The 22,368-nt window shown below is 35.6% G+C and carries 16 protein-coding genes and 1 pseudogene; 11 read left to right on the forward strand and 6 right to left on the reverse strand.

The annotated features are described in order from the left end of the window. Positions 1-45 precede the first annotated feature (45 nt). From BUA89_RS12280 to BUA89_RS12295, 4 genes are all read right to left on the reverse strand, one after another. The gene (locus BUA89_RS12280) at positions 46-1,194 is read right to left on the reverse strand and encodes a hypothetical protein (protein ID WP_072958082.1); all 1,149 of its coding nucleotides are present in this window, start codon (positions 1,192-1,194) and stop codon (positions 46-48) included. A gap of 141 nt (positions 1,195-1,335) precedes the next feature. Continuing rightward, positions 1,336-4,794 (reverse strand): T9SS type A sorting domain-containing protein, encoded by a 3,459-nt coding sequence (locus BUA89_RS12285; RefSeq protein WP_083531674.1) that lies wholly within the window; start codon positions 4,792-4,794, stop codon positions 1,336-1,338. 315 nt (positions 4,795-5,109) lie between these two features. Next, positions 5,110-6,249 (reverse strand): EpsG family protein, encoded by a 1,140-nt coding sequence (locus tag BUA89_RS12290; RefSeq protein ID WP_072958086.1) that lies wholly within the window; start codon positions 6,247-6,249, stop codon positions 5,110-5,112. Positions 6,250-6,252: 3 nt separating this feature from the next. Beyond that, positions 6,253-7,254 (reverse strand): hypothetical protein, encoded by a 1,002-nt coding sequence (locus tag BUA89_RS12295; RefSeq protein WP_072958089.1) that lies wholly within the window; start codon positions 7,252-7,254, stop codon positions 6,253-6,255. 191 nt (positions 7,255-7,445) lie between these two features. Between BUA89_RS12295 and BUA89_RS12300 the strand changes: the two genes are divergently transcribed. The 5 genes from BUA89_RS12300 (at position 7,446) to BUA89_RS12320 (ending at position 14,228) form a co-directional block, all read left to right on the forward strand. After that, positions 7,446-11,099 (forward strand): MMPL family transporter, encoded by a 3,654-nt coding sequence (locus BUA89_RS12300; protein WP_072958093.1) that lies wholly within the window; start codon positions 7,446-7,448, stop codon positions 11,097-11,099. A gap of 41 nt (positions 11,100-11,140) precedes the next feature. After that, entirely contained in the window at positions 11,141-12,055 is a 915-nt protein-coding gene (locus BUA89_RS12305; RefSeq protein ID WP_072958097.1) for a hypothetical protein, read from the forward strand. Between the two features lies 1 nt (position 12,056). Beyond that, positions 12,057-13,196 carry a dialkylresorcinol biosynthesis protein DarB gene (locus BUA89_RS12310; RefSeq protein WP_072958101.1) on the forward strand — a complete coding sequence of 380 codons (1,140 nt, stop codon included), beginning with the start codon at positions 12,057-12,059 and terminating at the stop codon, positions 13,194-13,196. Further along, positions 13,196-13,627, forward strand: coding sequence for a hotdog family protein (locus BUA89_RS12315; RefSeq protein ID WP_072958104.1), 432 nt, complete (start codon positions 13,196-13,198; stop codon positions 13,625-13,627). The genes BUA89_RS12310 and BUA89_RS12315 overlap by 1 nt, the downstream gene beginning before the upstream one ends. 157 nt (positions 13,628-13,784) lie before the next feature. Beyond that, complete coding sequence (locus BUA89_RS12320) at positions 13,785-14,228, forward strand: hotdog family protein (protein ID WP_072958108.1); 444 nt, start codon at positions 13,785-13,787, stop codon at positions 14,226-14,228. A 54-nt stretch (positions 14,229-14,282) separates the two neighbouring features. Here the strand turns inward: BUA89_RS12320 and BUA89_RS12325 are convergent, their stop codons facing one another. After that, complete coding sequence (locus BUA89_RS12325; protein WP_072958112.1) at positions 14,283-14,927, reverse strand: hypothetical protein; 645 nt, start codon at positions 14,925-14,927, stop codon at positions 14,283-14,285. A 140-nt stretch (positions 14,928-15,067) separates the two neighbouring features. Further along, a complete protein-coding gene (locus tag BUA89_RS12330) occupies positions 15,068-17,980 on the reverse strand; it encodes a M16 family metallopeptidase (RefSeq protein WP_072958115.1) in 2,913 nt (970 codons plus the stop codon). Between the two features lie 154 nt (positions 17,981-18,134). Here BUA89_RS12330 and BUA89_RS12335 point away from each other — a divergent pair, with 154 nt between their 5' ends. The 6 genes and pseudogenes from BUA89_RS12335 to BUA89_RS23310 all read left to right on the forward strand — a co-directional run. Further along, positions 18,135-18,335, forward strand: a complete 201-nt coding sequence (locus BUA89_RS12335) for a hypothetical protein (protein WP_072958118.1) — start codon at positions 18,135-18,137, stop codon at positions 18,333-18,335. 231 nt (positions 18,336-18,566) lie between these two features. Next, positions 18,567-18,971 (forward strand): flexirubin biosynthesis protein DarG, encoded by a 405-nt coding sequence (locus BUA89_RS12340; protein ID WP_072958122.1) that lies wholly within the window; start codon positions 18,567-18,569, stop codon positions 18,969-18,971. A 107-nt stretch (positions 18,972-19,078) separates the two neighbouring features. Further along, positions 19,079-20,074, forward strand: a complete 996-nt coding sequence (locus tag BUA89_RS12345) for a BtrH-related acyltransferase DarH (protein ID WP_072958125.1) — start codon at positions 19,079-19,081, stop codon at positions 20,072-20,074. After that, a complete protein-coding gene (locus tag BUA89_RS12350; RefSeq protein ID WP_072958129.1) occupies positions 20,075-20,830 on the forward strand; it encodes an ABC transporter ATP-binding protein in 756 nt (251 codons plus the stop codon). It abuts the gene before it with no gap. Beyond that, complete coding sequence (locus tag BUA89_RS12355; protein ID WP_072958133.1) at positions 20,817-22,085, forward strand: ABC transporter permease; 1,269 nt, start codon at positions 20,817-20,819, stop codon at positions 22,083-22,085. Before BUA89_RS12350 ends, BUA89_RS12355 begins: the two co-directional genes overlap by 14 nt. Before the next feature lie 143 nt (positions 22,086-22,228). Continuing rightward, positions 22,229-22,330: pseudogene (locus BUA89_RS23310) on the forward strand (GxxExxY protein); the annotation flags it as partial. Positions 22,331-22,368: the final 38 nt, after the last annotated feature.

A 22,368-nucleotide genomic window follows, 5' to 3' on the forward strand; every position in this document is an offset into this window, starting at 1 on the left:
AATTTTTGCAAAAGTAAAGTTTTTTTATTAGATAGTTTTTTCGAATTACATTTTATTTAATAATTCAATAGGCGCAACGAATACTCTGTACAGAATTCCCTCGAAAGTAAAGCCTTTTCCGGACATCTCCACTCTATACAGTAAGGAGAATATAATAATGAATAAAGTAATGTAAAATTTTTTGTTGATAACAATACGTTCAAATACAGTCGCAGTGCTGCCTTTCTTCAATAATAATCCAAATAAAACGATGATAAGCATCATGTGAATATACATCCACCTTCCCCAATCGATTGCCAGATAAAATAACGGCAATGAGAATAAAAATGCTCCTGTTAATAAAATAGATATCACCTTTCGGTTATTTAGATATTTTAAATAATAAGCTAAATGTAAAGCACTTAATCCTAAACTGATGAAATACAAAAGATACTCATTTAAATGTTCTTTGATGTAATCTCTTTCATTAATACTCCAATAAAAAATTCCGTATGTAGGATGAACGCCTCGATCTGCAAGAATCTGCAAAGACATCCCTTCATTGACATTTTTCCCGAATTTTAAAATCAGAAGTGTAGGAATTCCTACGGAAAGAAAATATTTAATATATCTTTTAAATTCGAATTTTCCTGTTTTTAAATATAAAGCGATAGCAAAATAGGGAACATAAAACAAAACCACTTCATGCAAAAAAGTCGTTACACAAAGTGCAATACAGAAAAGAAATTCTTTATTTTTTGAAAGTTTATCATTATCCAACAGATAAACAAACCAAGTGAAAAGAAGAAAAACAATAAATTCTTTTTTCCCAACATAAGTCACCGTATTTAAAAGCCCGACAAAGCCTATTGATGATAACAAAAGGGATAAATAAAGTAAATCTGTGACTTTATAACGAATCAGTTTTGTGTAGAGCCAGAAAAATCCTGAAATAATTAAAAACTGGAAAAAATAGACGAGATAATTGAGCCTGATGTGAGTAAGATCTTGTAGAAGAAAAAAGAAACTTCCGGACAGACCTCTTCTTTTGAAACCGCCATCCTGATAATTGATTAACCAATCGGCTAAAATATACCCATCGTCTTTCAGATTATAATAATAAGTGAATAGTAAGGTATAAACAGCGGTTACCGCAATAATAAAATAGATTAAAATTTTGATATTTAAGTATTGTAGAACCTTGTCTAACGTCATAATCTGTTTGAAAAGTTTGGAACAAAAAAAAAGAGAAACAAAACAGCTTTCGGTCTGTTGTCATCATTTTAGCATTCAAAAATAATGATTTTAACTCAATTGCCGTCTTATTTCTCTTTAGCTATTTATTAAATTTCTCTCTTATTCCTTGATAATTTTTACCATTTCCTTTGAATCATTAATTCTTAACAGATATACTCCTGAAATTAAAGAAGAAAGATCCGTTTTACCGTTTTCAAACTTCCCTGTTTTCACCAGTTGTCCGGACATATTGTAAACCTGATAAAAATATCCTTCTCTGCTATCTTTGGTCTGAATATGCAATTCGTTTTTCACAGGATTCGGGAAGAACGTAATCTCGTCTTTTTCTACATTCTGAACATCACCTGCTTTTAAAACTGCAGAAGGTGCAGCCGCCGGAAGCGATGTAATCTGAAGTTTCGGAATTACCCCTTCTTCATTTCCGTTGGCATCATATTTAATTTTCGCACAACGGCAGCTCATTCCGAAATAAGGATCATTATTATCATGAAAAGCAATCATTCTGTTAGCCGTAGAAGCAGCATCAAATAAGATATTGATAGGTCTTCCGATATAGTTTGAATTTAATGCAGCCGTCCATACACCCGGATATTGATAATTTATAAAATTAAAAGTTCCAGTAGCTGTCTGATTTGTCATTACACTTCTGAACCCTCGGGATCCCGAATTCGGATAATTCCCGATTCTGTAAGACGGATCATTGAAAATATATCCGATGGTATAGCTTGCAGAAGCACTTCTTCTCACTCTCTGCCCTAAATAATCATTAATAATACTGTATGAGGTGGCTACATTTTTATCTTTTTTATACCACGGTGTCAACCCGAAATCTTTTCCGGAAATAATAGCCACGCCCGTAAGATCAGGAATTCTCCATCCTTCAGGACAAGGATCGAAAGGTGATTTTTTACCACCTCTTCCCCATCGGTCAAGTGCCAGGTTCGGCTCGTTTGCCAGCCAGTCGGTTCCATTCGTATAAGCAGGCACTGCGCTGTTGTAAGGTGCAAAACTACTCGGAATCATATACACCAAAGGATTTCTTACCGAATAGGATAAAACTTTGGCAACCTTGTCCGAAACTTTATCTCCTGCCTGAACATTCGCATTGGCAGAGTTAGAATAAGTATTGTAAGGCACAATATAGCTTCCTCCCAAATCATTATAAGCCGCGTTGGAAAGCGTGGTGTAAGTAGTCGTTCCGCTCGCCGTCACACTTCCCAAATAAACAGGATATGAAGCCCGGTCATCTGCGTATTGGAAAACAGGAAGTGGATCTTTTCTTCCCCATTGATAGTGAAGACCTGTGGAAGCCTTAATTCTTGCCAATTCTGCAACCGTAGGAGTCAACGGATTTGCCACAACAGGAAAGGTGTCAGTAGCTCCAAGGTTTCTATCCATAAATTCGGTCTGGAAAACATTGTCTGCTTTTGGAACATAATTCACATAATTCGTTACCGAAGAAATCGGCAATTCGGTAGTATAGTTGTAGGACCCAACTGCATTATCAGTAACCCAAATATGCCATGACCAATACACCGGATTGGAAACACTTCCGTTATGAAGAGTGACCACCGCATTTCCACTTTGATTAGGATTTACCGTAACAGAAATTCTTGAAGATGAAATGGCTCCCAAAGAACTTGGCGATGGATTAACAACAGCTACATTATTGATTAAGTTAGTATTGGTTGTCCAGAGAATATTGGCTTTAAGATTATTAAAATTAACTGTATTTAAAATTTCTTTGTTGTTTAAAAGTTGGCTTTGTACCGCAAAAGCTTTACTTACCGGAATACTGACAACTGTTGGGGATGTACTTTTTACGATCTGATATGTATTGGGGTTATTAAGACCTTCAACATATTCTGTTTCAGCAGTTAGATATTCTGTAGGAAAATCATAATCGTTAACTACATACAAAGGATCTTTTATACATCTGCAGCCTGCGGCATCGGTTGTCGAATTACTTCCCAGAGGAAAATACCAATATCTTCCCTGGACAGTCGGATAATTTGGATCCGAAACATCGGGCTGTATCTTATCAGGAATAAGAAATAATGATCTTGCACTCACAGCGGGAGTTGCATCAAAATGCCTTGCCATAGTAGCCGTCCATAAAGTTGTCTGATGCTGATCGGTATATTGACCCTGGTGAGCATTGAAAACAATAGCTCCTGTTCCCGGAAAAATGCCCATATTAAAGCCACCCGCATTGGATAAATCAAATCCAAAATTCGGATACAGTTTAAAATTGGTCATAAAACTTGGTACTCCGGCATTCGTTGGCTTTATTTTATGATAGTTATTCGCTTCAAAAACATTTTTAGCCATATTGGTTCTTACCCCGAAAGGAGAATAATCAACCCTGATATCATCCACATACGTTGACGATGCCAAATTAGCGACTAATGCTGACGGGATTCTCCATCCGTTCGGACAAGGATCGTAAGGGGATTTGCTTCGGTAAGGCTGTGATGCGGCATCAGAATTATAATTAGCATTAATTTTCCCCTGTGAATTATCCGACCAAAGATTAAGCTCGGGCAACTGACTGTCATTCAGTCCCGGCATTTTGCCAAACCAATTGACGATCAGATTAGCATTATTGTTATAATAAGCAATTCCGGAATTATCGTCTTTATTTACATAGATCAAACTCGCCGGATTTTTTACAGAAAGTCTTAAATTATTGGCAAACGTAGCACTGGAAACCGGAACAAACCGTCTCAGGTTATCAAAATTGGTAGCCCCTGTAAAGTTTTTTGCTCCCCGGTGTCTTATTCGGCCTATAGATCCTGAAACTTCGTAAAAATCATTTCCTTTGTATACCAAAGGAGGAATAGGATCTTTTCTTCCCCATTGATATAATAAACCGCCGTTTCTATTCCATTCATTTGCTGTGATGGAGCTCTCCACCGAGCCCAGATTCCTGTCCATCCAACCCCAATCGGTATCCGGAATTACTTCCACCGTACCATCAGCCCGTTCTCTTGTTACATTCGGATAACTTTTGTATTTGGAACCGTTGGACGGATCGTCTGTCACCCATATATGCCATGACCAGTAAATCTCTCCATCGATTCTGAATGCAATAACAGCATTTCCTTTTTTAGCTTTATTTACAGGAACTTTAATTTTTGCATTTTGCCCGGAATCCACTACTTCCAAGGCATATCCGCCTCCGGATTTTATCAGCCCATGCACATCTTCCCAGAGAACATCCGCCGTAATCTTTCCGTTGGGAATTGGCGCAGCCCCAAGAAATTTATCCTGTTCCCACATGGCATATGCCTTTCTCACCGGGATGTAAAGGCCATTACTATTTTGCCCCGGATCAAAAATATAACTGTTGGGAGCTTTTGTCCAATCAACCACCATCGCTTTAGACAAAGATGCATTGCTACTATTTACTGAGGATTTAATCAAAGAGTCAGATATTTTTTTATTTGATGCTTCAATCTCCTCATTTCTCTTTATACCGGCAGTTTCCCTGGCATAAATTCCTTGCACAATCAGGCAACCTATTATTGCCACTAAATTTGTAACTGACTTTTTCATATCATGACTTTGTGATGTTTTACGAGAAGTACAACATTTAAACCCTTATTAAAAAAAATCAATTTATTTTGTATATAATTCTAAAACGAGCCGACAAAAATAATAAATCAAGCAACATATTTGAATTATGTATAAATAAAATCCATTTCAAAACGCAGGCAGTGCGAAAGTACAGTATTTTTTTAATAACCCGTTATTACCTGCTTTAATTTGAATTAATTTTAATAATCAGATATTTGTTAATAGATTTCATAAATAACAAATAAAAAAGCAACATTTCCAAATGCTGCTTTTTTTATATTCCATACCTTTTCGTTAAGGTAAAATATGATTTTGATACAGTTCCCAGGTAAACCTACCGGCAACAATATTCCTAAAACTAGAAAATACAACGAAGTTGAAAATCGTAAGTGCAATAACGAATGAATAAATCATCTTCTTGGTGTTTGCCGAAACTACATACATTGCATTAGGAATGATAATATAAGCAAAACCAATAAACGCTCCCGCCAGCCTTGAAGCAAAAATCGGGTTGTTTCTGAAAATAAAGTAAAAACAGATTCCTATTACCACATATGCCCTGTGATATTCGTAGTATGGAAATTTCTCCTTCATCTTCTCATCGAATGCAAAAAGGAAAAAAGTAAGAATAGCCATCATGACTTCGGGAATTCCTATCGCTCCGTTTAACCTTTCGACAGATTCATCCATATATCCGTTCAGACCCAACGCTACCGTACTGTCGGAAGCAATACTTGCCATCCAGCTTCCAAAAACACGATATACCTCGAAAGGCGACAACAATATAGAAGTAATGATTAATGAAAGCATGACAAACTTATTCAACGGTATCCTTACCAGCCAGTACATGGGTAAAAAAGCCCAACAAACAGTATGTATGCCTGCCGCCAAGTATATACATATCAAATAAGCTATAAGTTTTCTTTCTTTAATATATTTTATCCCGAAATAAGCTATAAAAGATGCCAGATTCTGCCTAATCTGTCCGCTTTCCCCGATAAAAAACCCAGGGATAAACATGAAAAGCATAAAAGTAAAAGGATAAAAGGTATTTTCCCGTGTGTATTCCACTTTAAAGTAAACCGCAAGAATGGCAATGACAAAAGTGAGAATATAAAAAGGTGCATTAAAAATGTTGAGCAATATCTTATTGATGAACACATACAACCATTCAACCTCCATAGGTTGCGGCCCCTGCATTCCCAGCGCCTTCATAATGATAGAAATATAGAGTTTTGTATCAGAATACACATAGATACCACGGTAGCTTCCGTAATCCGGCCCTACCTGATCGCGCAATCCGGCGATGACCATTAGGTATACTCCCAAAATCCAAAGTGACTTTTTTTCAACCTTACCATGAAAAACTTCCTGGTAACTGAAAATCAGCATATAGATAATTGCAATGATGTAGTATGGATGTAATAAGTGCATTCCTTAGATATAATGTTTTTTAAACTGATAAGACGCCATCACAACTCCCGTAAGAATCAATGGCATAAACAATCTGGTTTCCCAGAAAAGCCCCACTAAAGTAATCATAATAAGATAAGGCGCAGAGAAAAATAAATATTTAATGATCATTGCTCTCCCAACCTCATCTGAAAAGCTGTAACTGAAATAAATACTTAATATTCCAAATAAGAGCCCTATCAGATTGTAAGGACTTGTAAAATTTTTAATTAAATAAATTCCTTCCACAAAAGAAGCGTGCTGCTGAATAATTAATCTTAATCCGATGTATGGAAGTATAAAAGCGATGACCAAAAAGATGATTTCTTTTACAAAAGCGAAATTCCTTTTCTTTAAATTTTCAAAATCAATAAAAACAGCTGCAAAAAAAGCAATGTTGAGACAGGCTGTTTCCCTGATGAAAGTGGAAATAAAAATAATGATGCTCAACCCTATGAGATCTGTCGGTTTCCTGTGCCGTGAATATTGCAGGGTAAAAAACATTCCCCACACATAAAAAAATATCGCAATACAATCGCAGTTTGTAGGAACATACTGCAGGATCACAATAAAAAACACAGCAATGAGATGAACCATTCTTCTCACCTTCAGATTGGCAACAAGCTCCACAGGTTTTAGTGTTAAAATCCTATTCAAAACAATGGACGTCAGAATAAAAAAGAAAACATTGATAAGAAAAGTACTGTGGTAGAACAAAGAGCCCTGTTTCAAAAGAAAACTTTTTGCAAAAGATAGATAATTATCCACAACAAAAGTTACGGTATCCGTTACATGCACACTCAGATAGTTGGGAATGACGCGATAAGCGTATACGGATGAAAACATAAAATCAGGCGCTTTTTCCCACGCTTTGATGCCGACTACGTAAGAAGTCTCAAATCCGTAATAGGACATAAAGAACAGCAAGAAAGGAAGAATTATTACAAATAAAAATCCGTTTATTTTTTCATCAGATATTTTAAACATATCAAAATCTAAGCTTTTTACTTAGGTAATTTTGTTTTAAAATGTATTTCATCAATCGGGAACTTTTGCAAAAGTATATTTTTTTTTGATTTAGACTAAATATTTTATTGATTTTCAGTGAAAACTTATTGTTAAAACATTTTGAACTAATAATGAAAAAATTAAATTTGCAAACTTGATTTTACAACTCAATGCATCGGTTTTTCATATTTCTGTATTATCTGATTTCTAAAAACAAACTTCTGTCTGTACTTTTTGCAGTCGGAATTGCTGTTTTGTGCGGATTTTTTGCTTCAAAAATTAATTTTGAGGAAGATATCAATCAGATTATCCCTAAAAACGAAAAGTCGGATCTTACCGCAAAAGTTCTGAAGCAGCTCAACTTTTCAGATAAGATCATCGTGATTATTGAAAACAAATCCGGAGAAGAAAATTTTCAGCTTTCAGAAACTGCCGATACTTTTTTAGCCAAAATTGAACCTTTACAGAAATATATTGGCTCCGTTCAGGGAAAAATAAATGATAATGAAATTTCAGAAACCTTCGATTTTGTGAATCAAAATCTTCCTTTATTCTTAAATGAAAACGATTACAAAGAAATTGAAAGGAAACTTCAAAAAGACAGCATTGCCAAACAGGTTGAAAGTAATTATGTTTCTTTGGTTTCGCCAACAAGTTTGGTTACGAAAGAATTCATTAAAAAAGATCCGCTTGGAATTACATTTTTAGGCATTAAAAAACTTAACGCTTTAAATATCAGCAAAGATTTTAAACTGGAAGACAACTACATCGTTACCAAAGACGGGAGAAATCTTCTGCTTTTCATCGATCCGAAAAATAAAAGTAACGACACCAAAAATAACGAACTATTTGTCAATCAATTAAATGAAATAAAAGACAGCATCAACAAACAGTTCAAAGGTAAGACGGAAATCAGCTATTTCGGTTCTCACGTGATTGCGGTTGCGAATGCTCAGCAGATTAAAAAAGATATTCAGAATACGGTCATTATTTCGATGACGGTGCTTTTACTGATCCTAATCTATTATTTCCGGAATGTTTTTACCCCGCTTATCGTTTTCCTTCCGACCGTTTTCTCCGTTTTATTGGCTTTGTTGATCTTATATTTTATTAAAGATAAAATTTCCGCCATTTCATTAAGTGTCGGAGCTATTCTGATAGGAATTACGATCGATTATGCGCTTCACATTCTTACGCATTATAAGCACAACAATAATATTGAAGAGCTTTACAAAGAAATTACACAGCCTATTGTTCTAAGTAGTGCAACAACGGCAGTTTCATTTCTGTGCCTGGTTTTTGTACGCTCGGAAGCATTGAAAGACCTGGGACTTTTTGCTGCGATTACAGTCATTTTATCTTCTATAACGGCTTTAATCATTGTTCCTCAATTGTACAAACCAAAGGAAAAAGGGGAAAACCTCAACACAAATTTCATTGATAAAATCGGGTCTTATCCTTATGAAAAAAACAAACCTTTAATTATCGGCTGTTCGGTGATTATTTTGGCTTGTCTTTTTGGGTTTAGACATGTCGGTTTTAATGAAGATATTGGCGATCTTAATTATATTCCGAAGGATTTGAAAATCAGTGAAGCGAAACTGCAAAAGCTTTCCGACATTACTTCAAAGTCGATTTATACCATTTCTTATGGAAATTCGGAAGAAGAAGCTTTGGCGAGAAACTCGCAATTGAGCCAGTTTTTGGAAAAAGAAAAAAAGGAAGGAAAAATTATAAGTTACAATTCACTTGGAAATGTTGTTTTGTCTGAAAAAGATCAACAAAAAAAGATTGAAGAGTGGAAAAAATTCTGGGATGCAGATAAAAAGAATCAAACCATTTCTGAACTCATTAAAAATGGCAAACAGTTTGGCTTCAACAATAATGCATTTGATCAGTTCAATGAAAATTTGAATAAAAACTATTCTACTTTAACGTTAAAAGACTACTCAACAATAAAAGCTCTTCAAATTTCTGAGTTTTTAAGTCACGAAAATGGATTTTACACGGTTTCCAATGTGGTAAAAGTAGACGATAAAAAAAGAGACGCTTTCATTAAAGATGTTGAAAAGAACCATGACGCTTTAGCTATCGATCGTCAACAGATGAACGAAAACTTTTTAGGTTTGTTGAAAAATGACTTCAATACATTAATCAATTATTCTCTTTTAGCGATTATTTTAACGATCATCGTCTTCTTCAGAAATTTTGAACTGACGGTTTTAACGATGTTCCCGATTGTTTTAACGGGAGTCGTTACAGCGGGAATTCTCTATTTCTTAGGACTGGAATTAAATATTTTCAGTACGGTAGTCTGTACTTTGGTTTTCGGGGTTGGAGACGATTTCAGCATTTTCCTTACGCAGGCAATGCAAAAAGAACACACAACCGGAAAAAATGAACTTCCAACGTACAGAACATCCATTATTCTGGCAGTTTTTACGACAATTTTATCCATCGGTTCTTTGATTTTTGCCAAACATCCCGCTTTGCATTCATTAGCTTTGGTCGCATTGATCGGAATGTTCTCCGTGATCATCATTACCTCGACATTATATCCGTTCTGGTTTAGATTATTAATTACCAACAGAGCAAAAAAAGGACTTTCTCCGATTACGTTCAGATTATTTTTAAATTCTGTAATTTCATTTTTATATTATGGATTGGGAGGATTGATATTTTCCGCCATTGGAAGCATTTTTGTAAAAAATTCTAAAGGCAAAACATTAAATATCATTAAATTAATTTTAGCTCAATTTTTAACTTCTGTATTATATTCTAATCCATTTGTAAAGAAAAGAGTCATTAAAAATCCCAATGAAGATCTGAGCAAACCGGCAGTAATTATTGCCAATCACACCTCATTTCTTGATACGTTGGCGTTGGCAATGACGACTCATAAGATTATTTATCTGGTGAACGACTGGGTGTACAATTCTCCGGTTTTCGGGAAGCTGGTGAGAGCATTAGGTTTTTATCCCGTTTCCCAGGGAATTGAGAATGGAATGGATCAATTGAAGGAAAAAGTAGATCAGGGATATTCTTTGGTGGTTTTTCCAGAAGCGGAACGTTCTTATACAAATGATGTGAAAAGGTTCCACAAAGGAGCGTTTTATATTGCGGAGGAATTCGGGTTGGATATCGTTCCTGTTTATATTCATGGAAATTCTGAAGTTCAGCCAAAAGGGGATTTTATCATCTTTGATGGAGCAATCACGGTGAAAGTTGGCGACAGAATTCACAAAGATGATGTAAGCTTAGGAAAAAATTATTCCGAAAGAACAAAAAAGATTAATGCATATTTCAGAGAAGAATTTGCGAAACTGAGAAACGAACTTGAGGATGAAAATTACTTTAAGAAAAAATTATTTTTAAGCTATTTATATAAGGACAATGAAGTGGTAAAAGAAGTGAAGGAAGATTTTAACCAAAACAAATCCGTTTACTACGAACTGAATAAACACATTCCGAAAGATGCAAACATTTTACATTTTTCAGATGATTTTGGGCAAAAAGATGTTTTACTCACGCTTCAGCAGGCAAGCCGAAGGATTTTCACCTTCATTAAAGATGATGAAAGAAGAGAAATTGCAAGACAGACCTATATAGTTAAGAAAAGAAAGATTAATTATATAAACAACAGCACAGAAATTGATAAGCCAATTGATGTTATATTGGTATCTGATGAAAATTTCAATATCGCTGAAGTTGCGGAGCTTCCGAAAACTGTGATTTTTATGAATATAAAAAACAATTCATTTAACAATAATAATTATACATTACAATTCAGTTCCGAATCATTAAAAGTATTTAGTTCTGAATAATAAATATGAAAAGCATATTTTTGTAACCGAAAAAAAAGCTAATGCAAAAAAATATACTTGTTATATATTACTCACAAACCGGTCAGCTGACGGATATTGTAAAGAATGTTGCCCAGCCTTTTGTAGCTAAAAAGGATGAGTACAACGTTACCTATTACAATATTCAGATGAAAAAGGACTTTCCTTTTCCTTGGACAAATGATGTATTTTTCAATACATTTCCGGAGTCTTATCTGCAGATTCCGGGCGAAATTATTCCCCCGTCAGAAGATATATTGAATAAGAAATATGATTTTATCATTTTCGGATATCAGGTTTGGTATTTAACGCCGTCTATACCGATCATTTCATTTCTGAAAAGTGGGTATGCGGAAAAGCTCCTGAAAGACACCCCCATTGTTACGATTTCCGGAACAAGAAATATGTGGATGTTTTCGCAGGAAAAACTGAAAGTATATTTAAAGAATATGAAAGCCAGATTGGTAGGAAATATCGCTTTGGTAGACCGACACGACAATTATACAAGTGTATTAACGATCCTTCGCTGGATGACGACAGGTCAAAAAGAAAAATCCGGAATGCTACCTGCAGCCGGAGTTTCGGATGAAGAAATCCAAGGTTCTGTAAAGTACGGTGAGATTATCGAAAAACATTTAAAAAATAATGATTTAGATACACTGCAGCCGGATTTGGTAAAAAACGGAGCCGTAGAAATCCGCGCATTTCTGGTGAGAGTTGAGAAAGTAGGAAACAAAATTTTCACGATCTGGTCTAATCTTATCATGAAGAAAAAAGAGAAACGACCATTGCTCATCAAATTCTTTAAGGTATATTTGATGGCCGCGATATGGATTATTTCGCCTATCGTATTGGTTTTACACCTATTAACAACACCTATCTTTTGGTTTAAAAGAAAAAAACAGAGAGAATATTTACAAGGAATTAATTTAAAATAGAATGTACGACGTATTTATAACAAAAGCATCAAAATACTTACCCAATGAGCCGGTTTCAAATGACGAAATGGAAACGTATCTTGGTTATATAAATGGCGCAAAATCTAAAGCAAAAGCACTTATTTTAAGAAATAACAAAATCACGACGAGATATTACGCTTTAGACAAAGAAGGAAACCCCACTCACACCAATGCTCAGATCACAGCAAAAGCAGTTGAGGGACTTTTTGATGAAAATTTCAAAAAGGAAGACATGAAATTATTATCTGTAGGGACTACTTCTCCCGATCAGATTCAGCCTTCCCACGCTTCAATGGTTCATGGTGAGCTAAACATCGGAAGATCTATTGAAATTAATACCGCAACAGGACTCTGCAATTCCGGAATGAATGCTCTGAATTACGGATTCCTTTCTGTAAAAGCAGGAGTTCAGGAAAAAGCCGTTTGCGCAGGTTCTGAAAGAATGTCGGCCTGGATGACGGCAGATAAGTTCAATCATGAAGCGGAAAATCTAATCTTGCTTGAAGAGAGACCGATCATCGCCTTCAAAAGAGAATTCCTGAGATGGATGCTTTCAGACGGAGCCGGAGCTTTCTTATTGGAAAACAAACCAAGAGAAAATACAACGAATTTGAAAGTGGAATGGATCGATTTCTATTCTTACGCTCACGAGATCGAAGCCTGTATGTACGCGGGCTGCGAAAAGCAGGAAGACGGAAGCCTGAAATCCTGGGCAGATTATCCATCAGACGAATGGCTGAAACAGTCTATTTTTGCATTAAAGCAGGACACAAAAATTTTAGATAAATATATTCTGGTAAAGGGTGCTGAAAGTTTAAGATCATCTTTCGACAAGCACAATCTTGATCCGGAGACTGTTGATCATGTTTTGGCACATATTTCTTCCGGTTATTTTAAAGAAGGTTTAAAAGAAGAATTTGCCAATGTAGGTCTGGATTTCCCTTGGGAAAAATGGTTCTACAATCTTTCTGAAGTTGGAAACATCGGAGCAGGATCTATCTTTATCGCTTTGGAAGAATTAATGAATTCAGGGAAGCTGAAAAAAGGAGAAAAAGTACTTCTTTGCGTTCCTGAAAGTGGAAGATTTGCTTATTCTTGTGCTTTGTTAACGGTTTGCTAATGGAAAACAAATTACCTACATCTGACCAAAGCTTTGTGGAAAGCTTAATTCCACAGCGATTTCCTTTCGTCATGGTAAACAGCATTGCAGCATACTCCGAAACAGAGTTGGTATCAGGATTTGAAGTAAAGGAAGAAAACATTTTTGTTCAGGACGGGATTTTTCAAGCTTCAGGTTTGGTGGAACATCAGGCACAAAGCGTGGCTTTGCACACCGGCTACAAATATTATTTATTGGGAAAAGAAGCTCCAACCGGTTACATTGGCGCTATCAAAACTTTTGAAGCCATACAGTTGCCGAAATTGGGAGACAAACTAACTTCAGAAGTGTCTATCATTAACGAAATGATGGGCGTAACTTTAGTTGATATCGTAACGAAAATCAACGATGAGGTGATTGCAAAATCGCAGATGAAAACGGTTGTAATGTAATATTTAAATATTTGAATTAAAAGCTTTGCGATCTTGGCTAAGTGAAATCGAAGATTCGACATAGTCAAACGCCTTTGCGAACTTAAAAACGTTTAGCAGTCAAAAAATCTTTGCGAACTTTGCGTTAAAAATTTAATTCAAAACAATATATAATTGAATGGAAATCAAGGAAGAAAATATCATCAATATCCATAACTTTTTGCCGCACCGGGAACCGATGCTGATGGCAGATTATATTCTGGAATTAACCCCGGAAAACGTGATTACTTCCTTTGAAATCAAAAAAGACAACATCTTTGTTCACAACAATGAATTCGTTGAAGCGGGATTAATTGAAAATTTAGCTCAAACCTGTTCATCCATTCTAGGGCAAAGCTTCTTCGAAAATCCTGATGCAGATACAAAAGTAATCGGCTTTATTACCAATATCAAGAAAATTGAAGTTTTTGCTTTACCGAAAGTCGGCGACAAGATTATTTCAAAAGCATCTTTGGTTTCTCAGTTTGAAAACATCTGCCAGATTTCCTGTGAAACTTTTGTTGGTGATCAGTTACTGATAAAGGGTGAAATTAATCTGTTTATTCAGGAAGTGAAGTCATAAAAAACTTGCTTTACAACATATAAAAGCTGCTCTTTTGAGCAGCTTTCGTTTCATTTAACAGTTTAAACTTAAAAAGGAATTATAAAACCTACAACTTCTAAGTTTCCCGATATTTCTCTTTTTTTTTCTATCATTCCTTCTAAAAACTCCATCTCTCGTTCCAGATCCGGCAACATTTGTATTTCCTTCTACGGTTTTCATCGTTTTCACTTTGAGATTATAATCATATTCAAGTACAAAACCAGTGTGTCCCTTACCTTTATATATCTTTCTATCACTGTCAATAGGAGAATCCAATTTTTGAGAATTTGAAACATCTCTCCAAATCGCTATCGCCCCTCTTTTAGGAATTTGCTTGACGATTTTAGATTTATGAGTATTCTTCCATACTTTCAAACAATTTTCAGAAGTCGCAACAGGCGAAGAAATTTCTAATTTTGTTTCTACGTAAGAAATCATACTTTGTACAAATCCCATACACCAAGACTCACCTTTAGCCTCATTATCTACCGTCTTTTGACAAAGTTCAACAAAAGTTCCATAATTATCTTTACCTTCTTCTGTTTCACCGACACAGGCTTCAGCTGCATATACCAATAAGCTTCGTGCATCTTTCTCTTCAATGGCTTTTTGAGCTGCCCCATTCTCTTTCAATTTTTTATCTACAATAGTAAATAAAGCAGGTTTAATTTGTCTCATAATATCGTTTTTTAATTATTATGAACAAATTTCTTGTACTTATGAATACCATTCAATTACCCTTTTTCGCTATTTAAATACCCGGAACAAAAAAAGTGAGGCATTTCTACCCCACTTTCAAATTTTATGTCAACTAAAAATTAGTATCCGAAAATCTCTTCCAGACTAACTTCTGTAAACTGTCCCATTTTATTAATAGACTCCATATTCAGGTTTTCTTTTTTCCCGATGATGGCTGTATTATATTTTAATGGCTTGATTTCTGTGTCATAAAAACTAGTTAATTGAGGCAACGTCAATCCTTGAATTTCAGAATAAATATCTTTTCTGATATCATAATCAACCCCTAATTTTTTCAATGCTAATTGATTAAAGAAAATACTTGTTCTGTTAATTCTGTTGGATGCAATCTGTTTCAGTGCAGAGCCTTTAGAATTTTCGAACTGAGCCGGAATCTGTGGCAATTGTGCCATCAGATCATTCATCGCCGTTACTGCTAACGGTAATTTGTTAGATTGAGTTCCGATGTAATTTGTTACATAATTCGGATGGTTCAGTTCGTTTGCTGTACCATAAGAAACATATGCAGAATACGCCAAAGATTTACTTTCTCTGATCTCCTGGAAAACAATAGAAGACAATCCGCGTCCGAAATATTCATTAAAAACGTTAGCTTTACCGAAGTTTCCTAAATTCACATTGCTTCCTTTCGCAATTTTGGACATTTCCATCTGCACCATATCATAATTGGTAAAATATACTTTTCCTTCCGTTGCAGGCTCAGCATATACTTTTGCTTTCGCAGGCTGTAAAGTTGTATTGGCAATATAAGGTTTTACAGCTTTTTCCAGGTTTTTCTGATCCTGTCCGTAAAGGAAAACCTCGTAAGGATATTGGCTGATGGTCTTGATTTTCTTCATCAGATCAGCGACATTAATACTTTGCATACGCTCTTTGGAAACAATGTCCGTCATTCTGGAATCTTTTCCGTATTTCGCATAATTACTCAAAGCCGCCATAATTCTTACTTTGTCTTTTTTAGCGACATCTCTCGCTTCAAGAATTGTTTTTACCGTTTGATCGTAAATCGCTTTGTCTGCTTTTACATTGCTTAAAAGATGGTTCATCAATTCAACCCCTTTTGGCATATTGCTTTCAAGACCGCTCAAAGTAATCACCGTTTGGTCATTGGAAGTTCTGAAACTGTTTGAAATTCCCAATTTATAGAATTCTTCCTTCAATTGCTCCGGAGTGTACTTATCGGTTCCAAGATATTCTAAAACAGTGATAGCCAAAGATAATTCTTTGTCATTATCTGTTCCGAAAGGGAAAATATAACTTACCTGAGCAATCTGATTATCCTTATTTTTAACAAAGCTGATTTTCTTATCCTTGATCTGAGAAGTCTGGATTGCGGTTTTATAATCAATAAATTCAGGCTGAATCGGCGCAGGTTTGATTGCTAAAATATCCTTTAGGAAAGGTGATTGTGCACTTCTGTTCAGCTCGATCGGCGTGATTCCAGGGTTTTCTACTCTTACCAGTTTATCATTAACTCCTTTTTCTTTGTAAACGACAACGTAATTATCCTTGAAAAACTCATTGGCAAACTTTACAACATCTGCTTTTGAGATCTTTTCATATTCATTGATTTCATCCAATTCCTGCTCCCATGTTCTTCCGTTGATATAAGAATCGTAAAGATTGGTAGCCAGACCGTCTGCCGTTTCCCATGTTTTCATTCTCTGAACTTTCTTATCATTAACGATTGCTTTCAGCATCCAGTCAGGGAATTTTCCTTGTTTTACCAAATCCAACTGATCCAGTAACAATTTTTTAGCTTCATCAAAACTCTGTCCTTCTTTCGGAGTTACCGTTAAAGCAAAAGAACCATACATTTTAAATGGTGATTCGTAAGCGCCTGCTCCTAATGTTTTTTGTTTTTGATTGATATTAAGGTCTATTAAACCTGCATCACCTCTGTTACTTAAAATTTCAGCAACAACATCCGCCATTCTTGCTTCCTGAGTTCCGTAAGAATCGGTTCTCCAAGCCATTGTCATTCTTGCTGCAGACGGACTTTTTACGGTTCTGGTAACGATTGAAGTCATCGGCTCTTCCGTTATCATTTTTTTCATTGGCAATTCTTTGTATTTGAAAGTCCCGAAATATTGGTCAACTAACTTTATCGTTTTGTCGAAATCAAGATCTCCCACTAAAACAACAGCCATGTTATTAGGAACATAATATGTATCAAAATACTTGTGAATCGCTACCATTGAAGGACTTTTCAAATGTTCGGAAGTTCCGATTGTTGTTTGCTGCCCATTGGGATGTTTGGGGAAAAGAGCTTCCATTAAAGCGTAATTAACCAAACGGCCGTCATTATCCTGCGCCCTGTTGTATTCCTCATAAACCGCTTCCAATTCTGTATGGAAAAGTCTTAAAACCAATTCAGAAAAACGTTCTTTTTCTACTTTAAGCCATTTTTCCAATTCGTTGGATGGAATATTATTTTTATAAACCGTTTCATCAAGCCAGGTATGAGCATTGGTTCCTGTTGCTCCTAAAGAAGAAATCGCTTTGTCATATTCATTGGCAATTGCATATTTTGAAGCTTCCTTAGAAACCTGATCGATTTTTTTGTATAATTCTTTTTTCTTAACCGGATCTTTTTCTGCCTTGTGCTGTTCATAAAGATCAGAGATTTGCTGAAGTAATGCTTTTTCTTTCGCCCAATCCTGAGTTCCCAAGTGTGAAGTTCCCTTGAAAACCATGTGTTCAAGATAGTGAGCCAATCCTGTATTATCGCTCGGATCATTATTAGAACCCGTTCTTACCGGAATATACGTTTGAATTCTCGGTGCATCTTCGTTTTTGGCAAGATAGACTTTCAAACCGTTCTTTAAAGTATATACTCTTACTCCCGATTGGTCATTTTTTACCGTTTCGTAAGCATAGCCCTGATTATCGGTTAATTTTTGAGTTTCAAACTTCTGAGCCATCGCATTGATCATACAGAAAACTGAAACAGAAATAAAGAATTTCTTCATATTGGAATTTATTTTATAACTAATGGGTAGATTTTACTGTGCTTTTGTTACAATTTTAGTTAATTCAAAATCAATAGAACTTTTATTAGCTCAAATTATCGCAAAATAAAACCGCAACTGTGTCGTTATGAAAAGTACAACTTAAAAATCTACCATGAAAAGAAAAATTTTAAACATTTTTACAGGCTCTGCAATTCTTACCACTATAGGCTTTTTAATGGATGGTGATGCAAAAGAACCTAATGTATTCATGAGATTCATAGAATTCTTCGGAGTAATGGGAATTCTTTTTTTCTTTGGACTGTCAGTTTACTTTAGCGGAAAATCAGTTTACAAACTGGTTGTCAGCAAATAAGATACAAATAAAAATTAATCGTCAGGCGGAAGGATTTTATCTTTTCCGCCTTTTTATTCTGGGAACTGCCCTGCCATACTCATTTCTTCTTAGAAACACATCCTTAATCTTTTTGCGGAATTTTTTCATTATCCTATGTCCTGCATTTTTATTATTTTAGCCAACTGATTCCTTGAGTCAGAAAACAGACAAAAATTTTTGATCCGCACAGTATAATATCAATATTTTCAGATGAAAAAACAAGACCTTCCTCAAGACGAAAGCAACCTGAAGTCGGCCAACATGACCGAAGTGTTATATGTGACGGATGAAAATGATAATTACACCACAGCCAACAGCATTGGCTGGGACGCCAAAAAAGCGGCACTGGAAGAATCGATGGAGCTGATTCATGAGCGTATTGAAGAAGCAAAACAAAATGTTGCCAATAATATCGTAAGTCCGATTATTTATTTCATGGAGCTGAATAAAATGGATCTACAGGTTTTGGCAGCCTATGTCGGAATGTGGCAATGGCGCGTAAAAAGACATGCAAAACCGAAAATTTTTAAAACACTAAGTGAATCCGTACTGAAAAAATATGCCGACGCTTTTGGTATTTCAGTGGATGAATTAAAAAACTTTAACGGTAAATAATTAATTTAAAGTAGAAAACTATTTCGTTTTGTCATTCTGATGTAGGAAGAGTCTCTACGTAATCCAGATGCAATTATTTCCTGCGATAAAAAGAGAAAAGCAAAAAAATGAAACTTAATTTTGAACACCATCAGACCGCTCATTGCGAAAACGGTGTTGCCTCCAATTTACTATTAAACAAAGGGTTAAAACTCAGCGAACCCATGATTTTCGGAATCGGTTCCGGACTGTTCTTTGTGTATCTTCCTTTTTTAAAAGTGAATTTCGCTCCCGGTTTCAGTTATCGCCCGATGCCAGGTGCGATTTTCAGCAAAGCGGCAAAAAGACTGGGAATAAAAATTAAAAGAGTCAAATTCTCAAATCCGGCAGAAGCTCAGAAAGCGCTGGAAAAAAACTTAGAAAATAATATCCCGACAGGACTTCAGGTAGGAGTTTTCAATCTTACTTATTTTCCTGAAGAATATAAATTCCATTTCAATGCTCACAATCTTGTCGTTTACGGAAAAGAAAACGGAAAATTCCTGATCAGTGATCCTGTGATGGATTACACAACGACGCTTACCGAAGCCGAACTGGAAAAAGTAAGATATGCAAAAGGCGCTCTTCCGCCAAAAGGTCATATGTACTACCCGACTTACATTCCGGAAAATGTAAACCTGGAAGAAGCCATCAAAAAAGGGATCAAAGATACCTGTAAAAATATGCTGGCTCCTGTTCCGATTATTGGAGTAAAAGCCATGCGATGGGTAGCGAATAGCATTCCGAAATGGGCTGCAAAAAAAGGGACAAAAACGACCAATCATTATTTGGGACAATTGATCAGAATGCAGGAAGAAATCGGAACCGGAGGTGGTGGTTTCAGATTCATTTACGGAGCTTTCTTACAGGAAGCTGCGGTGATTCTTAAAAATGATGAGTTAAGAGAACTTTCCAAAGAAATTACAGCAATCGGTGATCTTTGGAGAGATTTTGCGGTGGATATTGCCAGAGTTTACAAAAACAGAAATTCAAAAAGCGATATTTATAATCAGCTTTCGAAAACAATGCTTCATATCGCAGATCTGGAAGAAGCTTTCTATAAAAAATTAAGAAAAGCGATTTAAATGGAGAACTTTATTGAGATTAAAAATTTATATAAAAAATATAAAAATGCAGAAGAGTTTTCTGTAAATGATATCTCGTTGAATATTGATAAAGACGAAATCTACGGAATTTTAGGTCCAAACGGAGCCGGAAAAACAACATTGATTTCCATGCTTTCGGGTTTGATAAAGCCTACATCAGGAAGTTTTAAAATCAACGGATTATCACCGCAAAAAGACGGTTTTAAATTAAGACAGATCATCGGAATTGTTCCGCAGGAATACGCTTTGTATCCGACTTTGACCGCTAAAGAAAATTTAATGTTTTTCGGAAGTCTGTATGGTTTAAGTCACAAAAAATTAAGACATGCTATTGATGAATCCTTAGAAATCATGGGTTTGTCAAAATTCGCAGATAAAAAAGTAGAACAGTTTTCCGGAGGGATGAAGCGTCGCTGCAATCTGATCGCGGGAACCCTTCATAATCCTAAAGTTTTATTTCTTGACGAACCAACTGTTGGTGTTGATGTTCAGTCAAAAAAAGCTATCATCGATCATCTTTTGGATCTGAATAAAAAAGGAACTTGTATCATTTATACCTCGCATCACCTTTCAGAAGCGGAGGAATTCTGTACAAAAATTGCCATCATCGATCACGGAAAAATTCATGCGGTGGGAAGTCCTGAAGAATTGGTGAACAGAGTAACAAATGCCGAAAACTTAGAAGATGTTTTCATTTCATTAACCGGAAAAGAATTAAGAGATGTTGTTGTATAAACTGTGGAGAAGTTTCGTTAAGGAAATCCTTTTGCTGAAAAGAGATATCGGAGGAATTGTCATTATTTTCGTGATGCCTTTATTATTGATTATCACGATTACCTTGATTCAGGATTCTACTTTCAAAAATCTGGAAGGCTCAAAAATTCCAATCATTTTCATTGATAACGATAAGTCTGAAGTTTCAAAAAATATAAAACAGGAACTCGAAAGCAGCAAAACATTTGAGTTACTGACCAATTATACGGAAAAATCTGCTCAGGATGCTGTTTTTGGCGGCGACTATCAAATGGCGATTGTTATTCCTAAGAATTTAACGAAAGATATCAATTCAAATATTGATTCTAAAGTTCAGACCATCGTGAGTTCATTCGGTCTGGAAACAGATTCTTCCGCCGTGAAGAAAGCGGTTTCAAAAGCTAAAGATATTCATTTATATTTCGATCCGGCAACCAATATCGGCTTCAAAAACAATGTGATGAATGCTGTGAACAAAATGGTTTTTGAGATCGAAAATAAAAAGATTTACAAAGCTTTCCAGGATCAGTTGGGAACGACAGAAAATCTGGAAGAAAATAAAAATTTGATCAGCTTTAAAGAAATCACACCGAAAAAAGGCAACATGGATGTCATGCCGAATTCCGTTCAGCACAACGTCCCGGCTTGGGCTTTGTTTGCGATTTTCTTTATTGTTGTGCCATTGTCTATTAATTTAGTTAAAGAAAAAAGCCAGGGAACGAGCGTGAGAGCGAGGATCAGTCCGACTCCCTATTTTATTCATATTTTAGGAAAAACATTTACGTATCTTATCATTTGTGTTATTCAGTTTTTACTGATGGTCGCAGTAGGAATTTACCTTTTCCCTTACATGGATTTACCACAGTTTGACGTGACAGGAAAAATGTTCCAGCTTATAGTTGTGACCTTATTTTCAGGTTTGGCAGCGATTGGATTTGGAGTTTTATTGGGAACAGTAGCCGATACACAGGAACAGTCTGCGCCATTTGGAGCAACCTCCGTTGTAGTTTTGGCGGCTGTCGGCGGAATCTGGGTTCCGGTATTTTTAATGCCTGAATTTATGCAGACCATCGCCAAATTCTCTCCGATGAACTGGGGCTTGAATGCGTATTACGATATCATTTTAAGAAACAGCGGAATCGGCGGAATTGCGAAAGAAATTACTTTCCTATTTTTATTTTATATAGCCATGGTCGCTATTTCATTATTTTACGAAAGAAAACAAAATGCAGTTTAAATTTAACCACAAAGGTCACTAAGATTTATCACAAAGAGCACAAATAAATAAACTATTTGAAACCTTTGAGATAATTTTTGTGTTCTTCGTGAAATACTTTGTGTTCCTTGTGGTAAAATAAAAATCTGAAAAACACAAATAATATGAATGAAAATGAGATTTCAAAAGTTATATTTGATTCCGGATTAAAAGTTCATCGCCAACTTGGAGCTGGACTTTTAGAAAGCGCATACGAAGAATGTTTGAACGATATAAAATTTAGAATAACCATTGTGAACATTGT

Origin of the sequence: Chryseobacterium arachidis (genome assembly GCF_900129245.1) — a bacterium.
Taxonomy (GTDB): Bacteria; Bacteroidota; Bacteroidia; order Flavobacteriales; family Weeksellaceae; genus Chryseobacterium; species Chryseobacterium arachidis.

Bases quoted from the DNA above. Each gene is read 5' to 3' on its own strand.
- BUA89_RS12355 (WP_072958133.1), top strand. From the start codon at position 20,817: ATGTTGTTGTATAAACTGTGGAGAAGTTTCGTTAAGGAAATCCTTTTG.
- BUA89_RS12300 (WP_072958093.1), top strand. From the start codon at position 7,446: ATGCATCGGTTTTTCATATTTCTGTATTATCTGATTTCTAAAAACAAA.
- BUA89_RS12305 (WP_072958097.1), top strand. From the start codon at position 11,141: ATGCAAAAAAATATACTTGTTATATATTACTCACAAACCGGTCAGCTG.
- BUA89_RS12290 (WP_072958086.1), bottom strand. From the start codon at position 6,249: ATGCACTTATTACATCCATACTACATCATTGCAATTATCTATATGCTG.
- BUA89_RS12280 (WP_072958082.1), bottom strand. From the start codon at position 1,194: ATGACGTTAGACAAGGTTCTACAATACTTAAATATCAAAATTTTAATC.
- BUA89_RS12295 (WP_072958089.1), bottom strand. From the start codon at position 7,254: ATGTTTAAAATATCTGATGAAAAAATAAACGGATTTTTATTTGTAATA.
- BUA89_RS12350 (WP_072958129.1), top strand. From the start codon at position 20,075: ATGGAGAACTTTATTGAGATTAAAAATTTATATAAAAAATATAAAAAT.
- BUA89_RS12315 (WP_072958104.1), top strand. From the start codon at position 13,196: ATGGAAAACAAATTACCTACATCTGACCAAAGCTTTGTGGAAAGCTTA.
- BUA89_RS12325 (WP_072958112.1), bottom strand. From the start codon at position 14,927: ATGAGACAAATTAAACCTGCTTTATTTACTATTGTAGATAAAAAATTG.
- BUA89_RS12330 (WP_072958115.1), bottom strand. From the start codon at position 17,980: ATGAAGAAATTCTTTATTTCTGTTTCAGTTTTCTGTATGATCAATGCG.
- BUA89_RS12335 (WP_072958118.1), top strand. From the start codon at position 18,135: ATGAAAAGAAAAATTTTAAACATTTTTACAGGCTCTGCAATTCTTACC.
- BUA89_RS12340 (WP_072958122.1), top strand. From the start codon at position 18,567: ATGAAAAAACAAGACCTTCCTCAAGACGAAAGCAACCTGAAGTCGGCC.
- BUA89_RS12285 (WP_083531674.1), bottom strand. From the start codon at position 4,794: ATGAAAAAGTCAGTTACAAATTTAGTGGCAATAATAGGTTGCCTGATT.
- BUA89_RS12320 (WP_072958108.1), top strand. From the start codon at position 13,785: ATGGAAATCAAGGAAGAAAATATCATCAATATCCATAACTTTTTGCCG.
- BUA89_RS12310 (WP_072958101.1), top strand. From the start codon at position 12,057: ATGTACGACGTATTTATAACAAAAGCATCAAAATACTTACCCAATGAG.
- BUA89_RS12345 (WP_072958125.1), top strand. From the start codon at position 19,079: ATGAAACTTAATTTTGAACACCATCAGACCGCTCATTGCGAAAACGGT.